Here is a 19,540-nt window from a genome sequence, read left to right on the forward strand (position 1 = left end):
CTAGCCCATCATGCGGGCCAGCGGGAGATGTGGATGACCGATCGCGACCTGGAAGGCTGGACCATTGTCTTCGACCTGGACGGGACCCTGGTCGATTCCGCGCCGGACCTGACCGGAACCCTGAACCGGTTGCTGGTCGAGGAAGGGTTGCCGCCCGTGCCGATGGAAGCCGCCTCCACCCTGATCGGTTCGGGGGCGCGGGCGCTGCTGGTTCATGGGTTCGAGGCGGCCGGGGCATCGGTCGAACGGGCGCAATCGGACGAGCTGTTCGAGCGGTTTCTGGTCGATTACACCGCCCACATCGCCGACGGTTCGCAGCCGTTCGAGGGGGTGGTCGAGACGCTGGAGCGGCTGAGCGAACGCGGGGCGATCCTGGTGGTGGCGACCAACAAGCGGTCGGACCTGTCAGAGCTTCTGCTCGAGAAGCTGGGCCTGACCCGGCATTTCGCCGCCATCGTCGGGCCGGATCGGGTCAGCGCGCGAAAGCCCGCAGGCGCTCATCTGAAGGAGGCCGTGGTCAAGGGCGGCGGCGACCCAGAACGGGCCATCATGGTCGGAGACGCAGCGCCGGACGCCGAAGCGGCGCGGGACGCAGGCATGCCCTGTATTCTGACGACCTTCGGCTACACGCCGGTTCCGGTCGAAACCCTGGGCGGCGACGTCCTGATTGACGCCTTCGAGGACGTCGAGGAGGCGATCGACGGCGTCCTGTCCGACTTCTACGTGATGAGAGCGCTGAAATTCTGAGGGCGCCGGACAGTAAATCTGGGGTCTGAACCCGCACTCGCGCGGTTGCGGATAGCCGGCGCGATGACCAGTTTGGCGCACCCCTTGTCGAAAGCGCCTCCATGTTCGCTCGTTTCTTCAGAATACCCCTGTGGCAACGCACCTTCGCCGGCCTGGCCCTGGGCGTTGTCGCGGGGCTGATCCTGCGCGAACGGGCCGAGGTCTGGCTGCAGCCCATCGGCGACGTCTATCTGAACCTGATCCGGATGGTGGTGGCGCCCCTGGTGCTGTTCACCATCGCCAGCTCCATCGCCAAACTGGGGGAGGGGGCCGGGGCGGTGCGGCTGGGGGTGCGGACCATCATCTGGTTCGCCATCACCTCACTGCTTGCCGTGCTGGTCGGTTTCGCCTTCGGCCATATCATCAATCCGGGCGTGGGCCTGTCCAACCTGCCGCTGGGCGAGGTCAAGGACCGGGTGATCCCGACCCCGCTGGAGGTGCTGATCGGGGTGGTGCCGACCAATCCGTTCGCGGCCCTGGCCGAGGGCAAGGTGCTGCAGATCATCTTCTTCTCGGCCCTGGTCGGGGTGGCCCTGGTGGCCCTGGGCGACCGGGCCCAGGGGGTGCGGCGTCTGGTGGACGAAGGCGCCGCGGTCATCTTCCGCATCACCCGCTGGGTGATCCAGCTGACGCCCATCGGCGTGTTCGGCCTGATCGGCTCGGTCGTCGGCGGCTATGGCTGGGAGGCCCTGCTGCCGCTGCTGAAGTTCATCGTCGCCATCTATGCGGCCTGCCTGTTCCATATCCTGGTGGTCTATTCAGGCCTGCTGAAATTGCATGGGCTGAAAGTCACCAGCTTCTTCCGCGGCGCCTTCGCCGCCCAGCAGACGGCGTTCGCCACCTCGTCCTCGCTGGGCACCTTGCCCATCACCCTGCGCCAGACGGTCGAGCGTCTGGGCGTGCCCCAGGCCTATGCCGCCTTCGCCGTGCCCCTGGGCGCCAATGTGAAGATGGACGGGTGCGGGGCCATCTATCCGGCCATCGCCTCGATCTTCATCGCCCAGTATTTCCAGATCGACCTGACCCTGACCCAATATATCCTGATCGGTCTGACGGCGGTGCTGGGCTCATTGGGCACGGCGGGGGTGCCGGGGACCTCCATCGTCATGCTGACCCTGACCCTGTCCACGGCGGGCCTGCCGCTGGAAGGCATCGGCTATATCGTCGCCATCGACCGGATCATCGACATGATGCGCACGGCGACCAACGTGACCGGCCAGATGCTGGTGCCGGTGCTGGTGGCCAAGGAGGAGGGGATCCTGAACGAGGACATCTACAACGGTCACGTCGCCTGGCTGCCCGGCGATCCGGAGGCGGAGACGCCCGAGGCGGTCCGGGCCGCAGGAATCTGAAACGGACGCTTGCGCGGGGCGGGCGACCGGGCTATGTCGCCGCCTCCGCAAGGCATGGATGCGTAGCTCAGCGGGAGAGCACCTCGTTCACACCGAGGGGGTCACAGGTTCAATCCCTGTCGCATCCACCATCTTCTCCGTTCCCGCCCGTTCCCGATAGCCGCGTCGCCGCGCGCAGCCGCCGATGGAAACGCCGATGCCCCAGGTCAATGACACCGTCCACATCCGTTTCTCGCTGAGAGGCCTGGGCGGCCCCTTCTGGCAGACCAACGCCACCGTCGCCTCGGTCAGCCAGGGCGTAGCCCTGCTGGATGGGCTGGACCGGCAGGTGCCCGCCGCCGTCAGCGAGCTGAAGCGGGCCGGCGCCAATCGCTGGACCCTGGACTGGGAAGTCCGAAGCCGGCCGTAGCCGGCTCCCAAACCAATTGGGAGAATCAGACGTCGGGCACGTCCCGGCCGGGGGGCACGTTGACGCCCATGGACTTCAGATAGGTCTTGATGTTGCGCCCGGCCTGACGGATGCGCTGCTCGTTCTCGACCAGGGCGATACGGACGAAACCCTCGCCGTTTTCGCCGTAGCCGACCCCCGCAGCGACCGCGACCTTGGCGTGGGTCAACAGTTGCTTGGAAAACTCCAGGCTGCCCAGATGGGCCAGGGCCGGGGGCAGGGGCGCCCAGGCGAACATGGAGGCGGCGGGCTTGGGGATCTCCCAGCCGGCGCGGCCGAAACTATCGACCAGCACGTCACGGCGACGGTGATACAGGGCGCGGTTCTGCTCGACGATGTCCTGCGGCCCGTTCAGGGCGGCGACGGCCGCCGCCTGGATGGGCGTATAGGCGCCATAGTCGAGATAGGATTTCACCCGCGCCATGGCGGCGATCAGCCTGGGATTGCCGACCGCGAAGCCGATCCGCCAGCCGGCCATGCTGTAGGTCTTGCTCAGCGAGGTGAATTCGACGGCCACATCCTTGGCGCCCGGCACCTGCAGGATCGAGACGGTCGGCTTGCCGTCATAATAGAGCTCGGAATAGGCCAGGTCGCTGATGATCCACAGGTCGTTGGCCTTGGCGAAGGCGACGACCCGTTCATAGAAGGCCAGATCGACCGTTTCCGCCGTCGGATTGGACGGATAGTTCATCACCAGCACCTTGGGGCGCGGCACGGTGTAGGCCATGGCCCGTTCGAGGCTTTCGAAATAGCGCTCGTCCGGCGTGGTCGGCACGCTGCGGATCGCCGCCCCGGCGATGATGAAGCCGAAGGTGTGGATCGGGTAGGAGGGGTTGGGCGCCAGGACGACGTCGCCGGGTTCGGTGATGGCCGTCGCCAGACTGGCCAGACCTTCCTTGGAGCCCATGGTGACGATCACCTCGGCGTCGGGATCCAGGTCCACGCCGAAACGGCGGGCGTAGTAGTTGGCCTGGGCGCGACGCAGGCCGGGAATGCCGCGCGACGCCGAATAGCCGTGGGCGTCGGGCTTGCGCGCCACTTCGCACAGCTTATCGATCACGTGCGGCGGCGGCGGCAGATCGGGATTGCCCATGCCCAGGTCGATGACGTCCTCGCCGGCCGCGCGGGCGGTGGCGCGCATGGCGTTGGTCTCCGCGATCACATACGGAGGCAGGCGTTTCATGCGGTAGAATTCTTCGGACATGTCGAACTTCGCAGGGGCAGGAAAAGAGGGCGTCAGCGATGCCATCAATGGCGACGCTGCGATACCGAAAGATCGTCCGTTTCCATGGTTTTTACGCCAAAAACATCTGATCCGGCGCCGGAGGGCGCCGTCTCCGGCATGAACCGTGCGTTCTGGCCGGTCAGTCGGCGAAGTTCTGGGGCTCCGGAGCGACGACGTCGTAACGAACGGCGAAGCCGGAGCCTGCCGTCGGGCCAAGCCCCGGACCGCGACGCCGGCGTATATGCTCGGACAGACGCCGCACCTGGGCTTCAGCCACGCCGTCGCGATCCATCAACTGCCGCACCATGGGGTCGGCCAGCATCTCGTCCAGGGTCAGGTCATAGGGCCTCATATCGCACCTCTGGTCTGTCGACTCGCCCCCGATCACAGATGGGCGAGGCGAGGGCGAGCGCCAGAGTCGTCCGGTCGATGTCGTCGAAAATTCACGCCCCGCTACGTCCATCCGGCGCGGACATCCAAGGCGCGGGCCAGATCGACGGGAGGGTGCGGCCGATGGGTCGGCGGATGAACATCAAGGCGCAAGAGGCGTTCAGACCGCATGACAATCTTCGCCGAGATTCTGATCGTGCTGCACCGCCTGGCCAAGTTTCTGACCCGCAAGGAGCGCCTTCTGTAGGCTCACGTCAGCGGACGGAGCGATTTGGCGATTGCGTCCCGCGTGGCGGGCCGTCAGTTTGGGGCCAGACTATCGACCATACGAGGACGCCCATGGCCCGCAAGCCCAACTACAGTTTCGAACGGCAGGAACGTGAGCGCGCGGCGGCCATAAAGGCGGCTGAAAAGGCGGCCGCCAAGGCCGAACGCAAGGCGGCGGATGCGGCGGAAAAGGCGCCGCCCGCCGAAGACTGAGGCTCAACGGCAAAATCCATTCGTGTTTTCGTTGTTTGAGCGGCCGCAAAGCCCTATTCTTGCCCGATGACACGCTGGACCCCCGAAAGCTGGAGAACCAAGACCGCCCTGCACATGCCGGCGGACTATCCAGATCCCAAAGCCCTCGCCGCCGTCGAGGACGAGTTGCGCGCCCTGCCGCCGCTCGTCTTTGCGGGCGAGGCGCGCCGCCTGACGTCGAAACTGGCCCAGGTCGAGCGGGGCGAGGCCTTCCTGCTCCAGGGCGGCGACTGCGCCGAGAGCTTCAAGGAGTTCTCGACCGACAATATCCGCGACACCTTCCGCCTGATCCTGCAGATGGCGGTCGTTCTGACCTTCGCCGGACGCAAGCCGGTGGTGAAGGTCGGCCGGATCGCGGGTCAGTTCGCCAAGCCGCGCTCGTCGCCGCTGGAAGAGATCGACGGCGTCGAACTGCCCAGCTATCGCGGCGACATCATCAACGGCATGGGCTTCACGCCGGAAGAGCGCGCGCCTGATCCGCAACGGTTGATCCGCGCCTACAACCAGTCGGCCTCGACCCTGAACCTGCTGCGCGCTTTCGCCGGCGGCGGTTACGCCGATCTGTACAACATCCATCGCTGGACCCTGGGCTTCGCGGGCGACAACGCCGCGGGCGCCCAGTATCGCGAACTGGCCGACAAGATCACCGAGGCCCTGGCCTTTATGGAGGCCGTCGGCGTCACGCCCGAGAGCCATCCGGACCTGAGCCGGGTCGAGGTCTTCACCAGCCACGAGGCCCTGTTGCTCAACGTCGAGAGCGCCCTGACGCGGCTGGACGGCGGTTCGGGCGAATGGTTCGACACCTCGGCCCACATGCTGTGGATCGGCGAGCGGACGCGCCAGCTGGACGGCGCCCATGTCGAGTTCATGAAGGGGATCAGGAACCCTATCGGCGTCAAGTGCGGACCGACGATGACGGCCGACGACCTGTTGCCGCTGATCGACGCCCTGAACCCGGACAATGTCTCGGGTCGCCTGACCTTGATCGGCCGTTTCGGTCACGACAAGGTCGGCGAGCGCCTGCCCAAGCTGATGCGCGAAGTGAAGGCCTCGGGCCGCAAGGTGATCTGGTCGATCGACCCGATGCACGGCAATACGCTGAAGGCCGGCAACGGCTACAAGACCCGGCCGTTCGACCGGATCTTGGGCGAGGTGCGGACCTTCATCGACGTGGCTGAGTCCGAGGGCGTCCACCCCGGCGGCGTCCACCTGGAGATGACCGGTCAGAACGTCACCGAGTGCATCGGCGGCGCCCAGGCCGTGACCGAGGACGACCTGTCCAACCGCTATCATACCCACTGCGACCCGCGCCTGAACGCCGACCAGGCGCTGGAGCTGGCCTTCCTGGTGGCCGAGCGGCTGAAGTCGGGGCGGATCAGCCGGTCGGAAGCCGCCTGATCGACGGAAACAGCGGGGCGACGAGGCCGATGGTCGCGTTCGCCTCGTCCCGGTCCGGCGTCTCGTCGTCGATGCCGACGCCGTTCATGTCGTTGCGCGTGGCCTGAACCACGATACCGTCCGGTCGCGACAGCACGGTCACGCCCCGGAAATGCAGGCCGTAGTTCGCCTCCGGCTGGGGCGCGAGCCAGGCGATCTGACCGCGCACCGGGATCATCTCCTTGTCCTCGAACAGGGCTTTTGCGCCATAGCCGGTGCAGTTGATCACGATCTTCTCGGGCAGGGTGGTCAGGTCCGCCGGAGCGTTGAACGTGCGGGTCTCGATCCGCCCGCCCTGGCTCAGAAACTCGGTCTCCAGCCGATGCGCCAGTTCGGCGACATTGAACTGCATCGCGCTGACCATCCGGGTTTCCCGGACCGGGAAGGGCGAGGCCGAAACGGGGAGGGGGAAGGATCGCGGGGCCAGCCCGTCCAGCCTGTATTCGGCGAAGCGGATCGGCTTTACGCCGGGCGCGGTGCGGATCGGCGGCGGTTCGGCCGTACGCGGCAGGTCCGCTGCGCCCGACAGGATATAGCGGTCGCTGAAGACGACCGGATCGCCTTCCGTCCCCAGATAGGTCTGGTGGGTCGCATAGGTCTCGCGCGCCATCTGTTCCCACAGGGCCGGAAATTCGGCCGAGACGCGGTCGGCGTCGGCGATGCGGCTGTCCGGCGTCCAGCTGCCGGTCGCGCGCATCGAACGGGTGAAGGCGGCGCGCTCTCGGGCGTAGATGGTCACCCGCGCGCCCATCCGCTGAAGCTGGAGCGCCGAGGTCAGACCCAGGGCGCCGCTGCCGATCACCGCGATGACGGGCGGACCGCCGACAACCCCGGCCAGGGCCATGGCCTTGCGCGCCGCTATGGCGCTGGAGCCCCAGGACAGGGACCAGCCGCTGCCGCCGTGGCCGTAGTTGTGAACCACCTTGCTCTCGCCGACCGTCTCCACGTCCAGACGCGGGCCGGCGGGGCGGAAGGGGCGGGTGCAGACGGTGATGCGGATGATTCGTTCGGGCTCCATCAGGATCGGGGCGATCCGGCGCGGGGCGAAACCGGCCGCGAGCGGGACAGGGGGCGTCGCGGCGCAGCCGGCGACGGTCCCCGCCAGGCCGGTCAGTACGGCGCGACGGCTGGAGCGAGAGACGACGGACATGAAGCCTCCAGGAACGGGAACAGCAAGGCTAGCGCGCCCATAGCCGGTTCGATAGCCGGCCGGCGCCATATTCGGCTTGTCGGAACAGGGGCGGCGCCGCAGATACGCTCGGATACGGCCATGGCGCGGACAAGGATGTTCCGTCTGATCAGCGGCCAACGACAAGGAAGGGCGTTCGGGGACGATCCCGGACGTAACGAATATGGATACGCCTGCGCACCAAGACGACAAGCCCGGCCGGGTCGCCTACCAGGGCGCGCCGGGGGCGTTCAGCCACGAGGCCTGCACGGCCCTGCGGCCTTGGGACGTGGCCGTGCCCTTCGAGACCTTTGCAGCGGCAATTGAAGCGCTGAAGACCGGGGACTGCGACTGCGCCCTGATCCCGGTCGAGAACTCGTCCATCGGCGTGGTCGAACCGGCGGCGACCCTGGTGCGCGAATCCGGTCTCCCCGTGGTGGCGGAGGCCTGGCGGCCGATCCGTCATGCGTTGATGGGCCTTGAGGGCGCCCGGATCGCCGATCTGAAACGGGTGCTCAGCCATCCCATCGCCCTGGCCCAGTGCGAACAGACGCTGAAGGGCATGAGGCTGAACGTGGTCGAGCATTTCGACACCGCCGGCGCCGCCCGCGACGTCGCCGAGGCCGGCGATCCGACCCAGGCGGCCGTAGCGCCGGTGGGCGCGGCGGAGGTCTATGGCCTGTCGATCCTGCGCAACGATCTTCAGGATTCCAGCGACAACCGGACGCGTTTCGTCCTGCTGGGCGTCTGAAGGGCTTGACGGCGCACGGTCTTTGCGTGCTTTAAGGCCGCACGGATCGCAATCGATCCGCATAACCGGACCCGGACCCATGTCCCGCCAGCGCGTTCTTTCTGTTTCCTTCGACCGTTCGCGCGCGGTTTCCGGCCTCTATTTCGGCTACGGCTTTTACGGCTTTCGATACGCCGGCTGAGGCGTCGGGCGCTCTTCGTCCCTGACTGTCTCGCCGGCGACCGCTCTGGACCAGAGCGGCTGTCCGCCCCTGCACATCGAAATCCCCCTTTGCCGAAAGCCCGAACCCATGCCCAATTCCAACGTCCAGCAAGTGTGGCCTGACGTGGTCGAACTAACCCCCGAACAACAGGCCCTGGCCGCCCTGCGCGCCGAGATCGACGCCATCGACGATCAGATCCTGGCCCTGTTCGAACAACGCCTCGCCGTCGCCGCCACCGTCGGCCGCGCCAAGGACGCCCCCACCGGCCCCCACACCAAGCTGCGCCCCGACCGCGAACAGACCGTTCTGTCGCGCATGCTGTCCAAGGCCCAGCCCGAGAACGCCGAAGCCGTCGAACACCTGTGGCGCGAAATCATCGGCTGGGGCCTGGCGCGCCAGGGGCGGCTCCAGGTCCAGGTCTGGGCGCCCATCGAGCCGACCCGCGCCTATGACGGCGCCCGGCTGCGTTTCGGCGCCGCCGCCGACATCAAGATGGTCCGCGACCCGCAAAAGGCCCTGGCCTTCGCCGCCGAGGGTCACGGGGTCGCCGTCCTGGCCATCAACACCGAGGACGCCTGGTGGATGGGCCTGCGGCGCGAATGGTCGATGCTGAGCGTATTCGACGGTTACGGCGGCGAGACGCCGACGTCTCTGGCCGTGGGCAAGATCGACCCGCCGGCGCTGCCCAGGGGCCGCCGCGTCGTCGTCACCGCCGGCGGTGATGCGGGCGACGGCGGCGGCGCGCGTCGCTGGGGTCTGAACACCCACCACGGCTGGACCATCGCCCTGACCGAGGCGGAACTGACGCCCGGCGAGGCGGAAGGCTGCGTCGGCGCGATCGGCTGACCGCGCCGACTGATGCGGCTCAGGAAGCGTGCGCCTTCTGGGCCTTGGTCAGTTCGATCATCCCCTGGGCGGCGCCCATCTCCGGCACGATCTCTTTCGACCGGTCGGAGATGGCGTCGAACCGGGCCGCCACCTGTTCCGGCGCATCCTCGCCGGTGATGTGGACGCCCTCGGTCAGGGTGACATAGGCGCGCTCGAACCCGCCGGCGCCCGCCGCCAGGATACAGCGGCTGGGCGCGTCCCGGCTCAGTAGATACAGCAGGCCCGGCGTGACCAACTCCGGCCCCAGGGCCTCAAGGGGCAGGGCGGCGCCCAGGTCTTCGGTCATGCGCGTATGGGCGGTGGGCGCCAGGCAGTTGACGCGGATGTCGTTCTTGGCCCCCTCGATCGACAGGGTCTGCATCAGTCCGACCAGCGCCATCTTGGCCGCGCCATAGTTCGACTGGCCGAAATTGCCGTACAGGCCGGACGACGAGGTCGTCATGACGATCCGACCGTAATTCTGAGCCCGCATGATCTCCCACACCGCCTTGGTGCAGTTGACCGCTCCCATCAGATGGACGTCGACGACGAAGCGGAAATCCTCCAGCTCCATCTTGGCGAAACTTTTGTCCCGCAGCACCCCGGCGTTGTTGACCAGCAGATCGACCCGACCCCATTTCGCCACGGCCGCCTCGACCATGGCCTGAACGGCGGCGAAGTCGGTCACCGAGGCGGCATTGGCGATGGCCTCGCCGCCGGCCGCCTCGATCTCGGCGACCACGGCCTCGGCGGCGGTGGCCGAACCGCCCGAACCGTCGCGGGCGCCGCCCAGATCATTGACCACTATCTTGGCCCCGCGCGCCGCCAGGGCCAGGGCGTGTTCCCGCCCCAGACCGCCGCCCGCGCCCGTCACAATGGCCACCTGGCCGTCAAATCGGATCGTCATCTCGTCGTCTCCACCCAAGGCCTGAGGCGTTCGGCGCTACGGCCGGCCCCTTGGTCCGGTTTTGACGAGACTGGAGGCGGTGCACAAGCCCGGCTGGCGTGCTCAGCCCGCGCGGTTCTGGACCAGATCCTCGACGACGGACGGATCGGCCAGGGTCGAGGTGTCGCCCAAGGCTCCGATCTCGTTCTCGGCGATCTTGCGCAGGATGCGGCGCATGATCTTGCCCGACCGGGTCTTGGGCAGGCCGGGGGCCCACTGGATCACGTCGGGCGTGGCGATCGGACCGATCTCGCGGCGGACATGGGCCCCCAGGGCCTTGCGCAGATCCTCGGTCGCCTCGACCCCCTTGTTCAGGGTGACATAGGCGTAGATGCCCTGGCCCTTGATGTCGTGGGGATAGCCGACCACGGCCGCCTCGGCGACATCGTCGTGCAGCACCAGGGCGCTCTCGATCTCGGCCGTGCCCATCCGGTGGCCCGAGACATTGATGACGTCGTCGACCCGGCCGGTGATCCAGTAATAGCCGTCCTGATCCCGGCGGCAGCCGTCGCCGGTGAAATACCGGCCCGGGTAGGTCGAGAAATAGGTGTCGAAGAAGCGCTGGTCGTCGCCATAGACGGTGCGCATCTGGCCCGGCCAGCTGTCGGTGATGCACAGATTGCCCGAGACGGCGCCGACCAGTTCCTGGCCCTCCGCATCGACGATCTGCAGTTCGACGCCGGGCAGGGGCAGGGTGGCCGAGCCAGGCTTCAGGTCCGTGGCGCCGGGCAGGGGGGTGATCAGATGCCCGCCGGTTTCGGTCTGCCACCAGGTGTCCACGACGGGGCAGCGGCCGTCTCCGACCACCTCGTGATACCAGCGCCAGGCCTCGGGATTGATCGGTTCGCCGACCGTGCCGAGCACCCGCAGCGACTTGCGCGAGGTCGCCTTCACGGGCGCGTCGCCTTCGCGCATCAGGGCGCGCAGGGCCGTGGGGGCGGTGTAGAAGGCCTCGACCTTGTGCTTGTCCACCACCTGCCAGAAACGGCTGGCGTCGGGGTAGTTTGGCACGCCTTCGAACATCAGGGTGGTCGCCGCATTCGCCAGCGGCCCATAGACCAGATACGAGTGGCCCGTGACCCAGCCCACGTCGGCGGTGCACCAGAAGACCTCGCCGGGACGATAGTCGAAGGTCAGCTCATGGGTCCAGGCGGCCCAGAACAGGTAGCCGCCGGTCGTGTGAAGAACGCCTTTCGGCTTTCCAGTGGAGCCTGAGGTGTAGAGGATAAACAACGGATCTTCCGCGTTCATCGGCTCGGACGGGCATTCGGTCGCGGCCTTGGCGGCCTCGACGGCGTAGTCCACGTCGCGGCCCTCGATCATCGGCACGTCGGCGCCGGTGCGACGGATCACCAGGACGGTGTCGACCTTCACCTTCTCCAGGGCCGCATCGACATTGGCCTTCAGCGGCACGATCTTGCCGCCCCGCACGCCCTCGTCGGCGGTGATGACCAGGGTGGAGCCGCAGTCCTCGATCCGGCCGCACAGGCTGTCGGGTGAAAAGCCGCCGAAGACCACGGAATGGACCGCCCCGATGCGGGCGCAGGCCAGCATGGCGTAGGCGGCCTCGGGGATCATCGGCATATAGATGGTGATCCGGTCGCCCTTCCTGGCGCCATGCGCCTTCAGCACATTGGCCATGCGGCAGACTTCGTCGTGAAGCCGGCCATAGGTGATGTGCTGGCTGTCGGCCGGGTCGTCGCCTTCCCATATGATGGCCGTCTCGTCCTGGCGATGGGGCAGGTGACGGTCGATGCAGTTGGCGGCGACGTTCAGGACGCCGTCCTCGAACCAGCGGATGCGGAAATCTTCCTTCTTGAAGGAGACGTCCTTGATCTTGGTCGGCGCCTTGATCCAGTCGAGGCGCTGGGCCTGCTCGGACCAGAAGGCTTCGGGCGTCTCGCGCGCCGCAACCCGCGCCGCCTCATAGGCCTGCCGGTCCATGTGGGCACGGGCGGCGAAGTCTGCGGGAACGGGGTAGAGTTCGGAATCGGGCACGCGAGACGTCTCCAGCATTTTCAGAATCCGTATTTGGCGAACAGGATCAGTCGGGTCATGTCGCCGCTCGCGCCGGATTCGATTTCGCGATCAGCGAACATCAGCTCGGCCCCCACATCAAACGCCGTAACGGGCGACCAGATCAAGTTGGCGTGGATGCTCTGGGCGGACCGGTTGACGGCCAGACCGGTCACGCTGGTGTCGTTGTCCACCTTCTGGGCCGACCAGATCAGGCTGGAACGCCAGCCGGGCGCCCAGACGTGACGATAGGCGGCGAAGCCGGCGACGACGCTGATCGCATCCAGTTCGCCCGAGGCGTCCAGCACAGCGTCGTTAGAGAAGTTCAGCCCCACATAACGGCCGATGCCTTCGCCGCCCGTCACCATCAGTCGGAGGTCGTCCTTGGCCCCGACCTTGATCTTGGTCGAGGCGGACAGGCCCCAGCCCGTGGCGGTGGAATCGATGTCCGTCGCCGGGTTCTGATATTTCAGCTGACGCAACAGACCGGCGAACTGCAGATCCCCCCACGGCTGCGCCACGGCGTAGCGGGCGGTGAAGTCCGGAAGACTGCTGTCGTCGGCGATGATCCGTGCTCCGCCGCTGAACGGGGTGACGGTCGTCTCGGGGTTCTCGACCGAGATCGAGAAGGGTCCGCGCGTGTATCGCACCTGAACCTGGCGGGCGAAGACCGTGCCCTCGGCCGCGCCGATGAAGTCAGCGGATTCCGGCAGGACAGCGGTGTTCTGGAAATTGGTCCACTCCTGGCCGATCAGCCAGTTGTCGATGGTGACGAAGGCGCGGCGCAGGGCCGGGTTGGCCGGGCTGGTGGTGCGCTGGTCCGCCGTGCCGGGCAGGGTCTGGAAGTCCATCTCGAGCCGCGTGCCGACCTTGTGGCCGCCGACCAGTCCATCGGTCGTCAGCCAGAAGCGGGTCTGGCGGGCGTTGAAGTCGGTCGCCGTATCCTCGTCGGCGCCGCCGATGGGAATGGAGCCGGGAATGTGGAACTCGCGCAGGGCGTCGCCGTTGGCCGGATCGCCGCCGGAATAGTTCGAGGCCGAGGCGTCGACCTTGACGAAGCCGCCGAACTTCACCGTGTGGTCGCCGATGCGGAAGCCGTCGCTGGGCGCGGCCGCCTGCGGGACCGGGGGCGGGGGGGCAGGACGGGTCTCCAGCCGGATGATGTCCTGCTGCTGCGCCGCCTGCTGGGTGCGGGCGGCGACGACTTCGGTCTTGAGGCTGTTCAACTCGGCTTCGAGCTGGGCGATACGGGCTTCGAGCGCGGCCTGGGCGTCCTGGGCGAAGGCGGCGCCGGGCGCGAGACTCATGGCCGCAGCCACGCACCCGCCCAGAAGACTGGACTTGATCATCATGGTTCCTCCCGCGCCCATCTGATGCGGGCGTCCTGTGTGAACCTTTCCTTTTGGGCCGTAGGCGGCCATTAGCCATTGGTCTAGTTTCGACCAAAGTCGAACCACGCCATGCTGTCGACGACGCGGCCGACAAGCATGCCGTGCAAGGGAAGGACGCCTTATGGATCGTATCGTCGTCGCCGACGATCACCCGCTGTTTCGCGCCGCGCTGCGTTCGGCTGTCGACAAGGCCGCGCCAGGGGTGCGGATCGACGAATGCGCCAGTCTGGCCGAAGCCCGAACCGCCCTGAACATCGGGGGGGTCGATCTGCTGCTGCTGGACCTGAAACTGTCGGACAGCGAGGGCATGGCGGGTCTGGCCGCCATCCGCGCCGAACATCCGACCGTGCCGGTCGCCGTGGTGTCGGCCAGTGAAGACGCCACGGTCGTGCGCCACGCCCTGGGTCTGGGCGCCGCCGGCTTCATTCCCAAGTCGGCAAGTCTTCCGCAGATGGTCGAGGCCATCGCCGCCATCCTGGCCGGCGACGGCTGGGCGCCGGAGACGCCGGACGTCGCGGACGACGACCTGCCGGCGCGGGTCGCCAGCCTGACGCCGTCGCAGTTGCGTATCCTCGAAGGCCTGAAGGCCGGCCGTCTGAACAAGCAGATCGCCTTCGACCTCGGCGTGTCCGAGGCCACGATCAAGGCGCATCTGACCAGCGTCTTCCGCAAACTGGGGGTCCATAACCGCACCCAGGCGGTGATCCTGGCCAAACAGATGGATCCCGCCTAGCTCGACAGGAAGGCCTTCAGGGTCGCTGGCTTGATCGGCTTGGGCAGCAGCACGGCCCCGGCGGCGGCGGCCTTTTCGTTCAGCCCGTCCCGGGTGTCGGCCGTGACCAGGGCGATCCGGCGCACCCCGCGCGGCCGCAGCCAGTCGATGACGGCGAATCCGTCCGGCCCGTCGCCCAGGTGCAGATCGACGACGGCGGCGTCGAACGGCCCTTGCGCGGCCATGGCCGCCTCGACCCCAGAGACCAGGGTGGGGCGCGCGCCCCAGCGGGTCAGCAGGGCGTTCAGCGCGTCCAGGATCACCGGCTCGTTGTCCACGCACAGGACGCGCAGACCGGCCAGGGGCAGGCGGACCTCATGCGTAGGCGCGGTCTCGACGACCCGATCCGGCGGGCTGCGCGGCACAGTGATGCGGAAGATGGTGCCGCGCCCGAAGCGGGAGTTCAACTCCAGCGGATGGTCCAGCAGGCTGGACAAGCGGCGCACGATAGCCAGACCCAGTCCGGCGCCCGGCTCGTCGACAGGGGCGCCGGGCAGGCGCACGAACTCGCCGAACACCATCTCCTGTTCCGCATCGGGGATGCCGCGTCCGGTGTCGCAGACCAGCAGCCGCACGGCGTCGCCGCTCCGCCTCGCCCCGACCAGCACCCGACCGGCGTCCGTATAGCGGATGGCGTTGGCGATCAGGTTCTGCAGCATGGACCGCAGCAGATCCCGGTCGGACGAGACCCACAGGCGGCTGGGCACAAGGGTCAGAACCAGTCCCTTGGCCTCGGCCACCGGCGCATATTCGCGTCTCAGTTCGTCGAACAGACCGTCCAGCGACAGGCGGGTCACGGCCGCCTTGACCCCGCCCGCCTCCAGCTTGGACAGGTTCAGCAGAGCGGTCAGCAGGCGGTGGGCGCTGTCGATGGCGCGGTCGGCGTTGACGGCCAGGGTGCGGCTGGTCGGTTCGGCCCCGGGGCCGGAAACCGCCGGCTCCTCCTTCAGGGCGGCGATGAACAGGCGGGCGGCGTGCAGGGGCTGCAGCAGGTCATGGCTGGCGGCGGCCAGGAAACGGGTCTTGGACGCCGTCGCGTCCTCCGCCACGCGCCGGGCCTCGTCCAGCCGGGCGGTGCGATCGGCCACGCGGGCTTCCAGACGTTCGTTGGCCTCTTCCAGCTGACGGGCGGCCCGGCGCAGGGCGGTGATGTCGGTGTAGCTGGTGACATAGCCGCCGCCGGGGATGGGGGCGCCGGAGGACCGCAAGACCCGGCCGTCGGGCTGGCGCCGTTCGTGATCGTGCGGGATACGCCGGCTCAGGGCCTCCAGCCGGCGCTCCACCCAGGCCTCGATATCGTCCGGGCTCTCGCCGCGCTCGGCGTTCAGCCGATAGATGCTGGCGATCGACAGGCCGACATGGACGAAGCCGACGGGCAGGCCGAACATCTCGACATAGCGGCGATTCCAAGCGGTTACACGTAGATCTTCGTCCACCACAATCACGCCCTGGTCGATATTGTCCAGGGTGGTCTGCAGCAGGTCGCGGCTGAACTGCACGGCCTGGGAGGCCTCGTCCAGCATCCGCACGACATCCTCTGGCGCACGACCGCCGCCGGCCAGGGCGGCGGCGATGACCCGCCGCGCCGAGGCCGCGCCGATGGCGCCGGCCAGCATCCGTTCGGCGGCGCGGGCGAGGCCGGCGTCGGCCGGGTCGGCGTCGCGAAGCCGGATGTCGGTCTCCGCGCTCCAGGCGGCGAAGGCCCGTTCGGCCCGCTCGTCGCCGATGAAGCGCGCGACCAGGGCGCGCAGGTCGCCGACCGAGGCGCCGGACGGCGACGGCTTCGACTCCAGCCAGTCCGGCCCCAGCCGATCCACGAAGGCCCGCGCCTGCACCCGATCGATCAGACGCGGCTGGGCGAAGCGCGACACCCCGACATAGGCGACGAGGTTCAGCCCCAGGCTGACGAAGACGCCCAGAGCCAGCGGATCCTTCACCCCCATCATGACATGCAGATGCCAGGGGGCGCCGGGCGCCAACTGGGGCAGGGCCAGCATGACGATCCACACGAAAACCCCGACGCTCATGCCCGCCAGAGCGCCATGGGCATGCCCGCCGCGCCACAGCACCGCCCCGAACAGGGACGGCGCCAACTGGGCCATGGCGGCGAAGGACACCAGACCCATGGCGGCCAGCCCGCGAGACTGGTCCGTCGCCTGATAATAGAGCCAGGCCAGCAGAAGCACGGCGACGATGGCGCCGCGCCGCACCTGCAGGATCGTGCCGGCCATGTCCGACGAGTCGCCTCTGACCCGCCATCGGTCGCGGGCCAGGAAGGGCAGGATCAGACTGTTGGAGACCATGGCCGACAGGGCCACGGCCTCGACGATCACCATGGCCGTGGCGGCAGAGAAGCCGCCCACGAACACGATGGCCGTCAACCAGGACTCACCCCGCCCGAACGGCAGGGCCAGCACCAGAAGATCGGGGTTCGCCGCCGGCGCGAACAGGGCCCCCGCCGCGACCAGGGGCAGGACGGCCAGGCTGGTCAGAAGAAGATAGATCGGAAAAATCCAGCGGGCCTTCTTCACGTCCGCCGGCTGGGCGCCCTCGACGAAGGCGACGTGGAACTGGCGCGGCAGGCAGAAGATGGCCAGGGTCGAGACTAGGGTGATGGCCGTGAAGCGCGGCGTGATCTCGGGCGGCGAGGCGAGGGCGCCCAGCCCCTCGACGATACGCGGGCTCGATCCGTCGTGGATCAGCAGGATCAGGGCGAAGATCGCCACGAACAGCAGGGCGCCCAGCTTGACCAGGGATTCCAGGCCGATGGCCTGGATCAGACCGCGATTATGTTCGGTCAGGTCCGGGCGTCGGGCGCCGAACAGGATGGCGAACCCCGCCAGAACCCCGGCCAGCGCCAGAACAGTCAGCCGTTCTCCCCCCGCCACCGGCGTGCCCGCGGTCAGCAGGGCGCCGGCCATCGACAGGGATTTCAGCTGCAGCGCGATATAGGGCAGGGAGCCCAGGATGGCCACGATGGTGACTGCGGCGCCCAAGGTCTGGCTCTTGCCGTAGCGTGACGCCACGAAGTCCGCCATCGACCCCACGTTCTCGCGCCGGGCGGCGGCGGCTATGCGTCGCCATAGGGGGAAGAGCAGGGTCAGACCGATCACGGGTCCGATATAGATGGGCAGATACTCCCACCCATCGCGGGCAGCGGTGCCGACCGCCCCATAATAGGTCCAGGACGTGCAGTAGATGGCCAGCGACAGGGCGTAGACCCAGGGCGCGAGCGCGCGGCCCCGCGCCTGCGCCGCAGGCCGCTCCTGCCACCAGGCGACGGCGAACAGGATCGCCATATAGCCGGCCACGAGGCCGAGGATCACCAGGCTGAACATGAGCGGGATGTGAACCGTGCAGGGTGGGTTTCACAAGGGCGGACAGGCAAATGAAAGGGCGGGCTGTCCGAAGACAGCCCGCCCCTCATCACGCCCGAAAGCAGGATCAGGCGTTCAGATCGACGTCCTTGCCTTCCTTGACCAGCAGGAAGCCCAGCACGACCGTCGCCAGCGCCACGATGATCGGATACCAGAGGCCGGAGTAGATGTTTCCGGTCGCCGCCACGATGGCGAAGGCCGTCGTCGGCAGGAAGCCGCCGAACCAGCCGTTGCCGATATGATAGGGCAGGGACATGGAGGTGTAGCGGATATTGGTCGGGAACATCTCGACCAGGGCGGCCGCGATCGGTCCGTAGACCATGGTCACATAGAAGCCGAGGATGAACAGGATCAGCACCACCATCGGCTTGTTGACCAGGGCGCTGTCCGCCTTGGCCGGATAGCCGGCGGCGGTCAGGGCCTCGCTCAGGCCCTTGTCCCAGGTCTTCTTCTGAGCCGCGAAGTCCGCCGGGGTCATGGCGTCGCCGCGGAAGCTCTGGACGACCGACTGATCACCGATGCGAACCTCGGCCACCGTCCCGGCAGGCGCCGCGACATTGGTGTAGGTGACGCCGGCCTTGGCCAGATGCGACTTGGCCACGTCGCAGGACTGGTTGAACACCGTCTTGCCGATGGGGTCGAACTGGACGTTGCAGTCCGCCGGATCGGCATAGACCACGACCGGCGCCGAGGCGGCGGCGGCGGCCAGGCGCGGATTGGCGGCCTGGGTCAGGGCGTTGAACAGCGGGAAATAGGTGAGGGCGGCGATCAGGCACCCGGCCAGGATGACCGGCTTGCGCCCCACCTTGTCCGACAGCCAGCCCCAGAAGATGAAGAAGGGCGAGGCCGCGACCAGAGCGATGGTCAGCATCACATAGACCAGGGTGGCGTCCAGCTTCATCACCCGTTCCAGGAAGAACAGGGCGTAGAACTGGCCCGTGTACCAGATCACGGCCTGGCCGGCGGTCAGGCCCAGCAGGGCGATCAGCACCAGCTTCAGATTGGGCCATTTGCCGAACGAGTCCTTCAGCGGGGTCTTGGAGCCCTTGCCCTCGGCCTTCATCCGCTTGAACGAAGGGCTCTCGGACAGCTTCAGGCGGATCCACAGCGACACGGCCAGCAGCAGGATCGAGACCAGGAACGGAATCCGCCAGCCCCATTCCGCAAAGGCTTCTTCACCCACAGCGACGCGAACGCCCAGGATGACCACCAGGCTGAGCACCAGGCCGGCGGTCGCCGTGATCTGGATGAAGGAGGTGTAGAAGCCGCGTTTGCCGTGCGGCGCATGCTCGGCGACATAGGTGGCGGCGCCGCCGTACTCGCCGCCCAGGGCCAGGCCCTGGATCAGGCGCATCAGCACCAGGATGATGGGCGCCGCGATGCCGATGGCGGCGTAGGGCGGCAGAAGACCGACCACGAAGGTCGAGAGGCCCATCAGCAGCATGGTGACCAGGAAGGTGTTCTTGCGGCCCCACAGATCGCCCAGGCGCCCGAAGACGATCGCGCCGAACGGCCGCACCGCGAAACCGGCGGCGAAGGCCATCAGGGCGAAGATATAGCCGGTCGTCTCATTCACGCCGGAGAAGAACTGCACGGTGATGATCGCGGCGAGCGACCCGTACAGATAGAAATCATACCACTCGATGACAGTGCCGACCGACGACGCCAGGATCACCAGCTTGTCGTTCTTGCCGACCACATATTCATCATCGACCGGCGCACCAATGGCGCTGTCCGTCATTTGCGTTAGCCTCCCAGCTATCAGGTCTTTCCGACCGTTTCACGCCGCATACGCTGCGCATTGCAGGGACGTTGGCATCGTCGCGCGGCAAGCGTCAGGGAGACTTTGGTCGTATCCATTATGCGCCTAAGATATATTATGCGCAATTTAGC

General features: G+C 67.5%; 16 protein-coding genes and 1 tRNA gene. 9 read left to right on the top strand and 8 right to left on the bottom strand.

Features of this window, described 5'->3' with window-relative positions:
- The first annotated feature begins 27 nt into the window (after positions 1-27).
- From AC07NC_RS04620 to AC07NC_RS04635, 4 genes are all read left to right on the top strand, one after another.
- The gene (locus AC07NC_RS04620) at positions 28-747 is read left to right on the top strand and encodes an HAD-IA family hydrolase (RefSeq protein ID WP_494568732.1); all 720 of its coding nucleotides are present in this window, start codon (positions 28-30) and stop codon (positions 745-747) included.
- A gap of 101 nt (positions 748-848) precedes the next feature.
- Positions 849-2,138 (top strand): dicarboxylate/amino acid:cation symporter, encoded by a 1,290-nt coding sequence (locus tag AC07NC_RS04625; protein ID WP_494568733.1) that lies wholly within the window; start codon positions 849-851, stop codon positions 2,136-2,138.
- A gap of 56 nt (positions 2,139-2,194) precedes the next feature.
- Positions 2,195-2,269 (top strand) — tRNA-Val (locus tag AC07NC_RS04630).
- Positions 2,270-2,334: 65 nt separating this feature from the next.
- A complete protein-coding gene (locus AC07NC_RS04635) occupies positions 2,335-2,547 on the top strand; it encodes a hypothetical protein (RefSeq protein ID WP_035306857.1) in 213 nt (70 codons plus the stop codon).
- Between the two features lie 25 nt (positions 2,548-2,572).
- Here the strand turns inward: AC07NC_RS04635 and AC07NC_RS04640 are convergent, their stop codons facing one another.
- Together AC07NC_RS04640 and AC07NC_RS04645 are read right to left on the bottom strand one after the other, a co-directional pair.
- A complete protein-coding gene (locus tag AC07NC_RS04640) occupies positions 2,573-3,790 on the bottom strand; it encodes an LL-diaminopimelate aminotransferase (protein ID WP_154726004.1) in 1,218 nt (405 codons plus the stop codon).
- A gap of 160 nt (positions 3,791-3,950) precedes the next feature.
- Positions 3,951-4,163: a hypothetical protein gene (locus AC07NC_RS04645; RefSeq protein ID WP_494568734.1), complete on the bottom strand. Its 213-nt coding sequence runs from the start codon at positions 4,161-4,163 to the stop codon at positions 3,951-3,953.
- Between the two features lie 377 nt (positions 4,164-4,540).
- Between AC07NC_RS04645 and AC07NC_RS04650 the strand changes: the two genes are divergently transcribed.
- A complete protein-coding gene (locus AC07NC_RS04650; protein WP_008261426.1) occupies positions 4,541-4,681 on the top strand; it encodes a hypothetical protein in 141 nt (46 codons plus the stop codon).
- A gap of 66 nt (positions 4,682-4,747) precedes the next feature.
- Positions 4,748-6,118 carry a class II 3-deoxy-7-phosphoheptulonate synthase gene (locus tag AC07NC_RS04655; protein ID WP_494568735.1) on the top strand — a complete coding sequence of 457 codons (1,371 nt, stop codon included), beginning with the start codon at positions 4,748-4,750 and terminating at the stop codon, positions 6,116-6,118.
- Here the strand turns inward: AC07NC_RS04655 and AC07NC_RS04660 are convergent.
- On the bottom strand, positions 6,096-7,307 hold the full coding sequence (locus AC07NC_RS04660) for an FAD-dependent oxidoreductase (protein ID WP_494568736.1): 1,212 nt from the start codon (positions 7,305-7,307) through the stop codon (positions 6,096-6,098). The genes AC07NC_RS04655 and AC07NC_RS04660 overlap by 23 nt on opposite strands.
- Before the next feature lie 202 nt (positions 7,308-7,509).
- On the opposite strand from AC07NC_RS04660, the gene AC07NC_RS04665 reads away from it, so the two are divergent.
- Complete coding sequence (locus AC07NC_RS04665; RefSeq protein ID WP_008261806.1) at positions 7,510-8,076, top strand: prephenate dehydratase domain-containing protein; 567 nt, start codon at positions 7,510-7,512, stop codon at positions 8,074-8,076.
- Positions 8,077-8,365: 289 nt separating this feature from the next.
- Positions 8,366-9,124 (top strand): chorismate mutase, encoded by a 759-nt coding sequence (locus AC07NC_RS04670; RefSeq protein WP_008261594.1) that lies wholly within the window; start codon positions 8,366-8,368, stop codon positions 9,122-9,124.
- A 19-nt stretch (positions 9,125-9,143) separates the two neighbouring features.
- Here the strand turns inward: AC07NC_RS04670 and AC07NC_RS04675 are convergent, their stop codons facing one another.
- From AC07NC_RS04675 to AC07NC_RS04685, 3 genes are all read right to left on the bottom strand, one after another.
- On the bottom strand, positions 9,144-10,052 hold the full coding sequence (locus AC07NC_RS04675) for an SDR family NAD(P)-dependent oxidoreductase (RefSeq protein WP_494568737.1): 909 nt from the start codon (positions 10,050-10,052) through the stop codon (positions 9,144-9,146).
- 102 nt (positions 10,053-10,154) lie between these two features.
- A complete protein-coding gene (acs, locus tag AC07NC_RS04680) occupies positions 10,155-12,107 on the bottom strand; it encodes an acetate--CoA ligase (protein ID WP_494568738.1) in 1,953 nt (650 codons plus the stop codon).
- Positions 12,108-12,109: 2 nt separating this feature from the next.
- On the bottom strand, positions 12,110-13,459 hold the full coding sequence (locus AC07NC_RS04685) for a DcaP family trimeric outer membrane transporter (RefSeq protein WP_494568739.1): 1,350 nt from the start codon (positions 13,457-13,459) through the stop codon (positions 12,110-12,112).
- Between the two features lie 160 nt (positions 13,460-13,619).
- Here AC07NC_RS04685 and AC07NC_RS04690 point away from each other — a divergent pair, with 160 nt between their 5' ends.
- Entirely contained in the window at positions 13,620-14,231 is a 612-nt protein-coding gene (locus AC07NC_RS04690; protein WP_494568740.1) for a response regulator, read from the top strand.
- Here AC07NC_RS04690 and AC07NC_RS04695 read toward each other — a convergent pair.
- The gene (locus AC07NC_RS04695) at positions 14,228-17,608 is read right to left on the bottom strand and encodes a hybrid sensor histidine kinase/response regulator (protein ID WP_494568741.1); all 3,381 of its coding nucleotides are present in this window, start codon (positions 17,606-17,608) and stop codon (positions 14,228-14,230) included. The genes AC07NC_RS04690 and AC07NC_RS04695 overlap by 4 nt on opposite strands.
- A gap of 106 nt (positions 17,609-17,714) precedes the next feature.
- Positions 17,715-19,388 (bottom strand): MFS transporter, encoded by a 1,674-nt coding sequence (locus AC07NC_RS04700; RefSeq protein WP_008262186.1) that lies wholly within the window; start codon positions 19,386-19,388, stop codon positions 17,715-17,717.
- Between the last annotated feature and the right edge of the window lie 152 nt (positions 19,389-19,540).

Source organism: Brevundimonas sp. GW821-FHT10A07 (assembly GCF_059415785.1).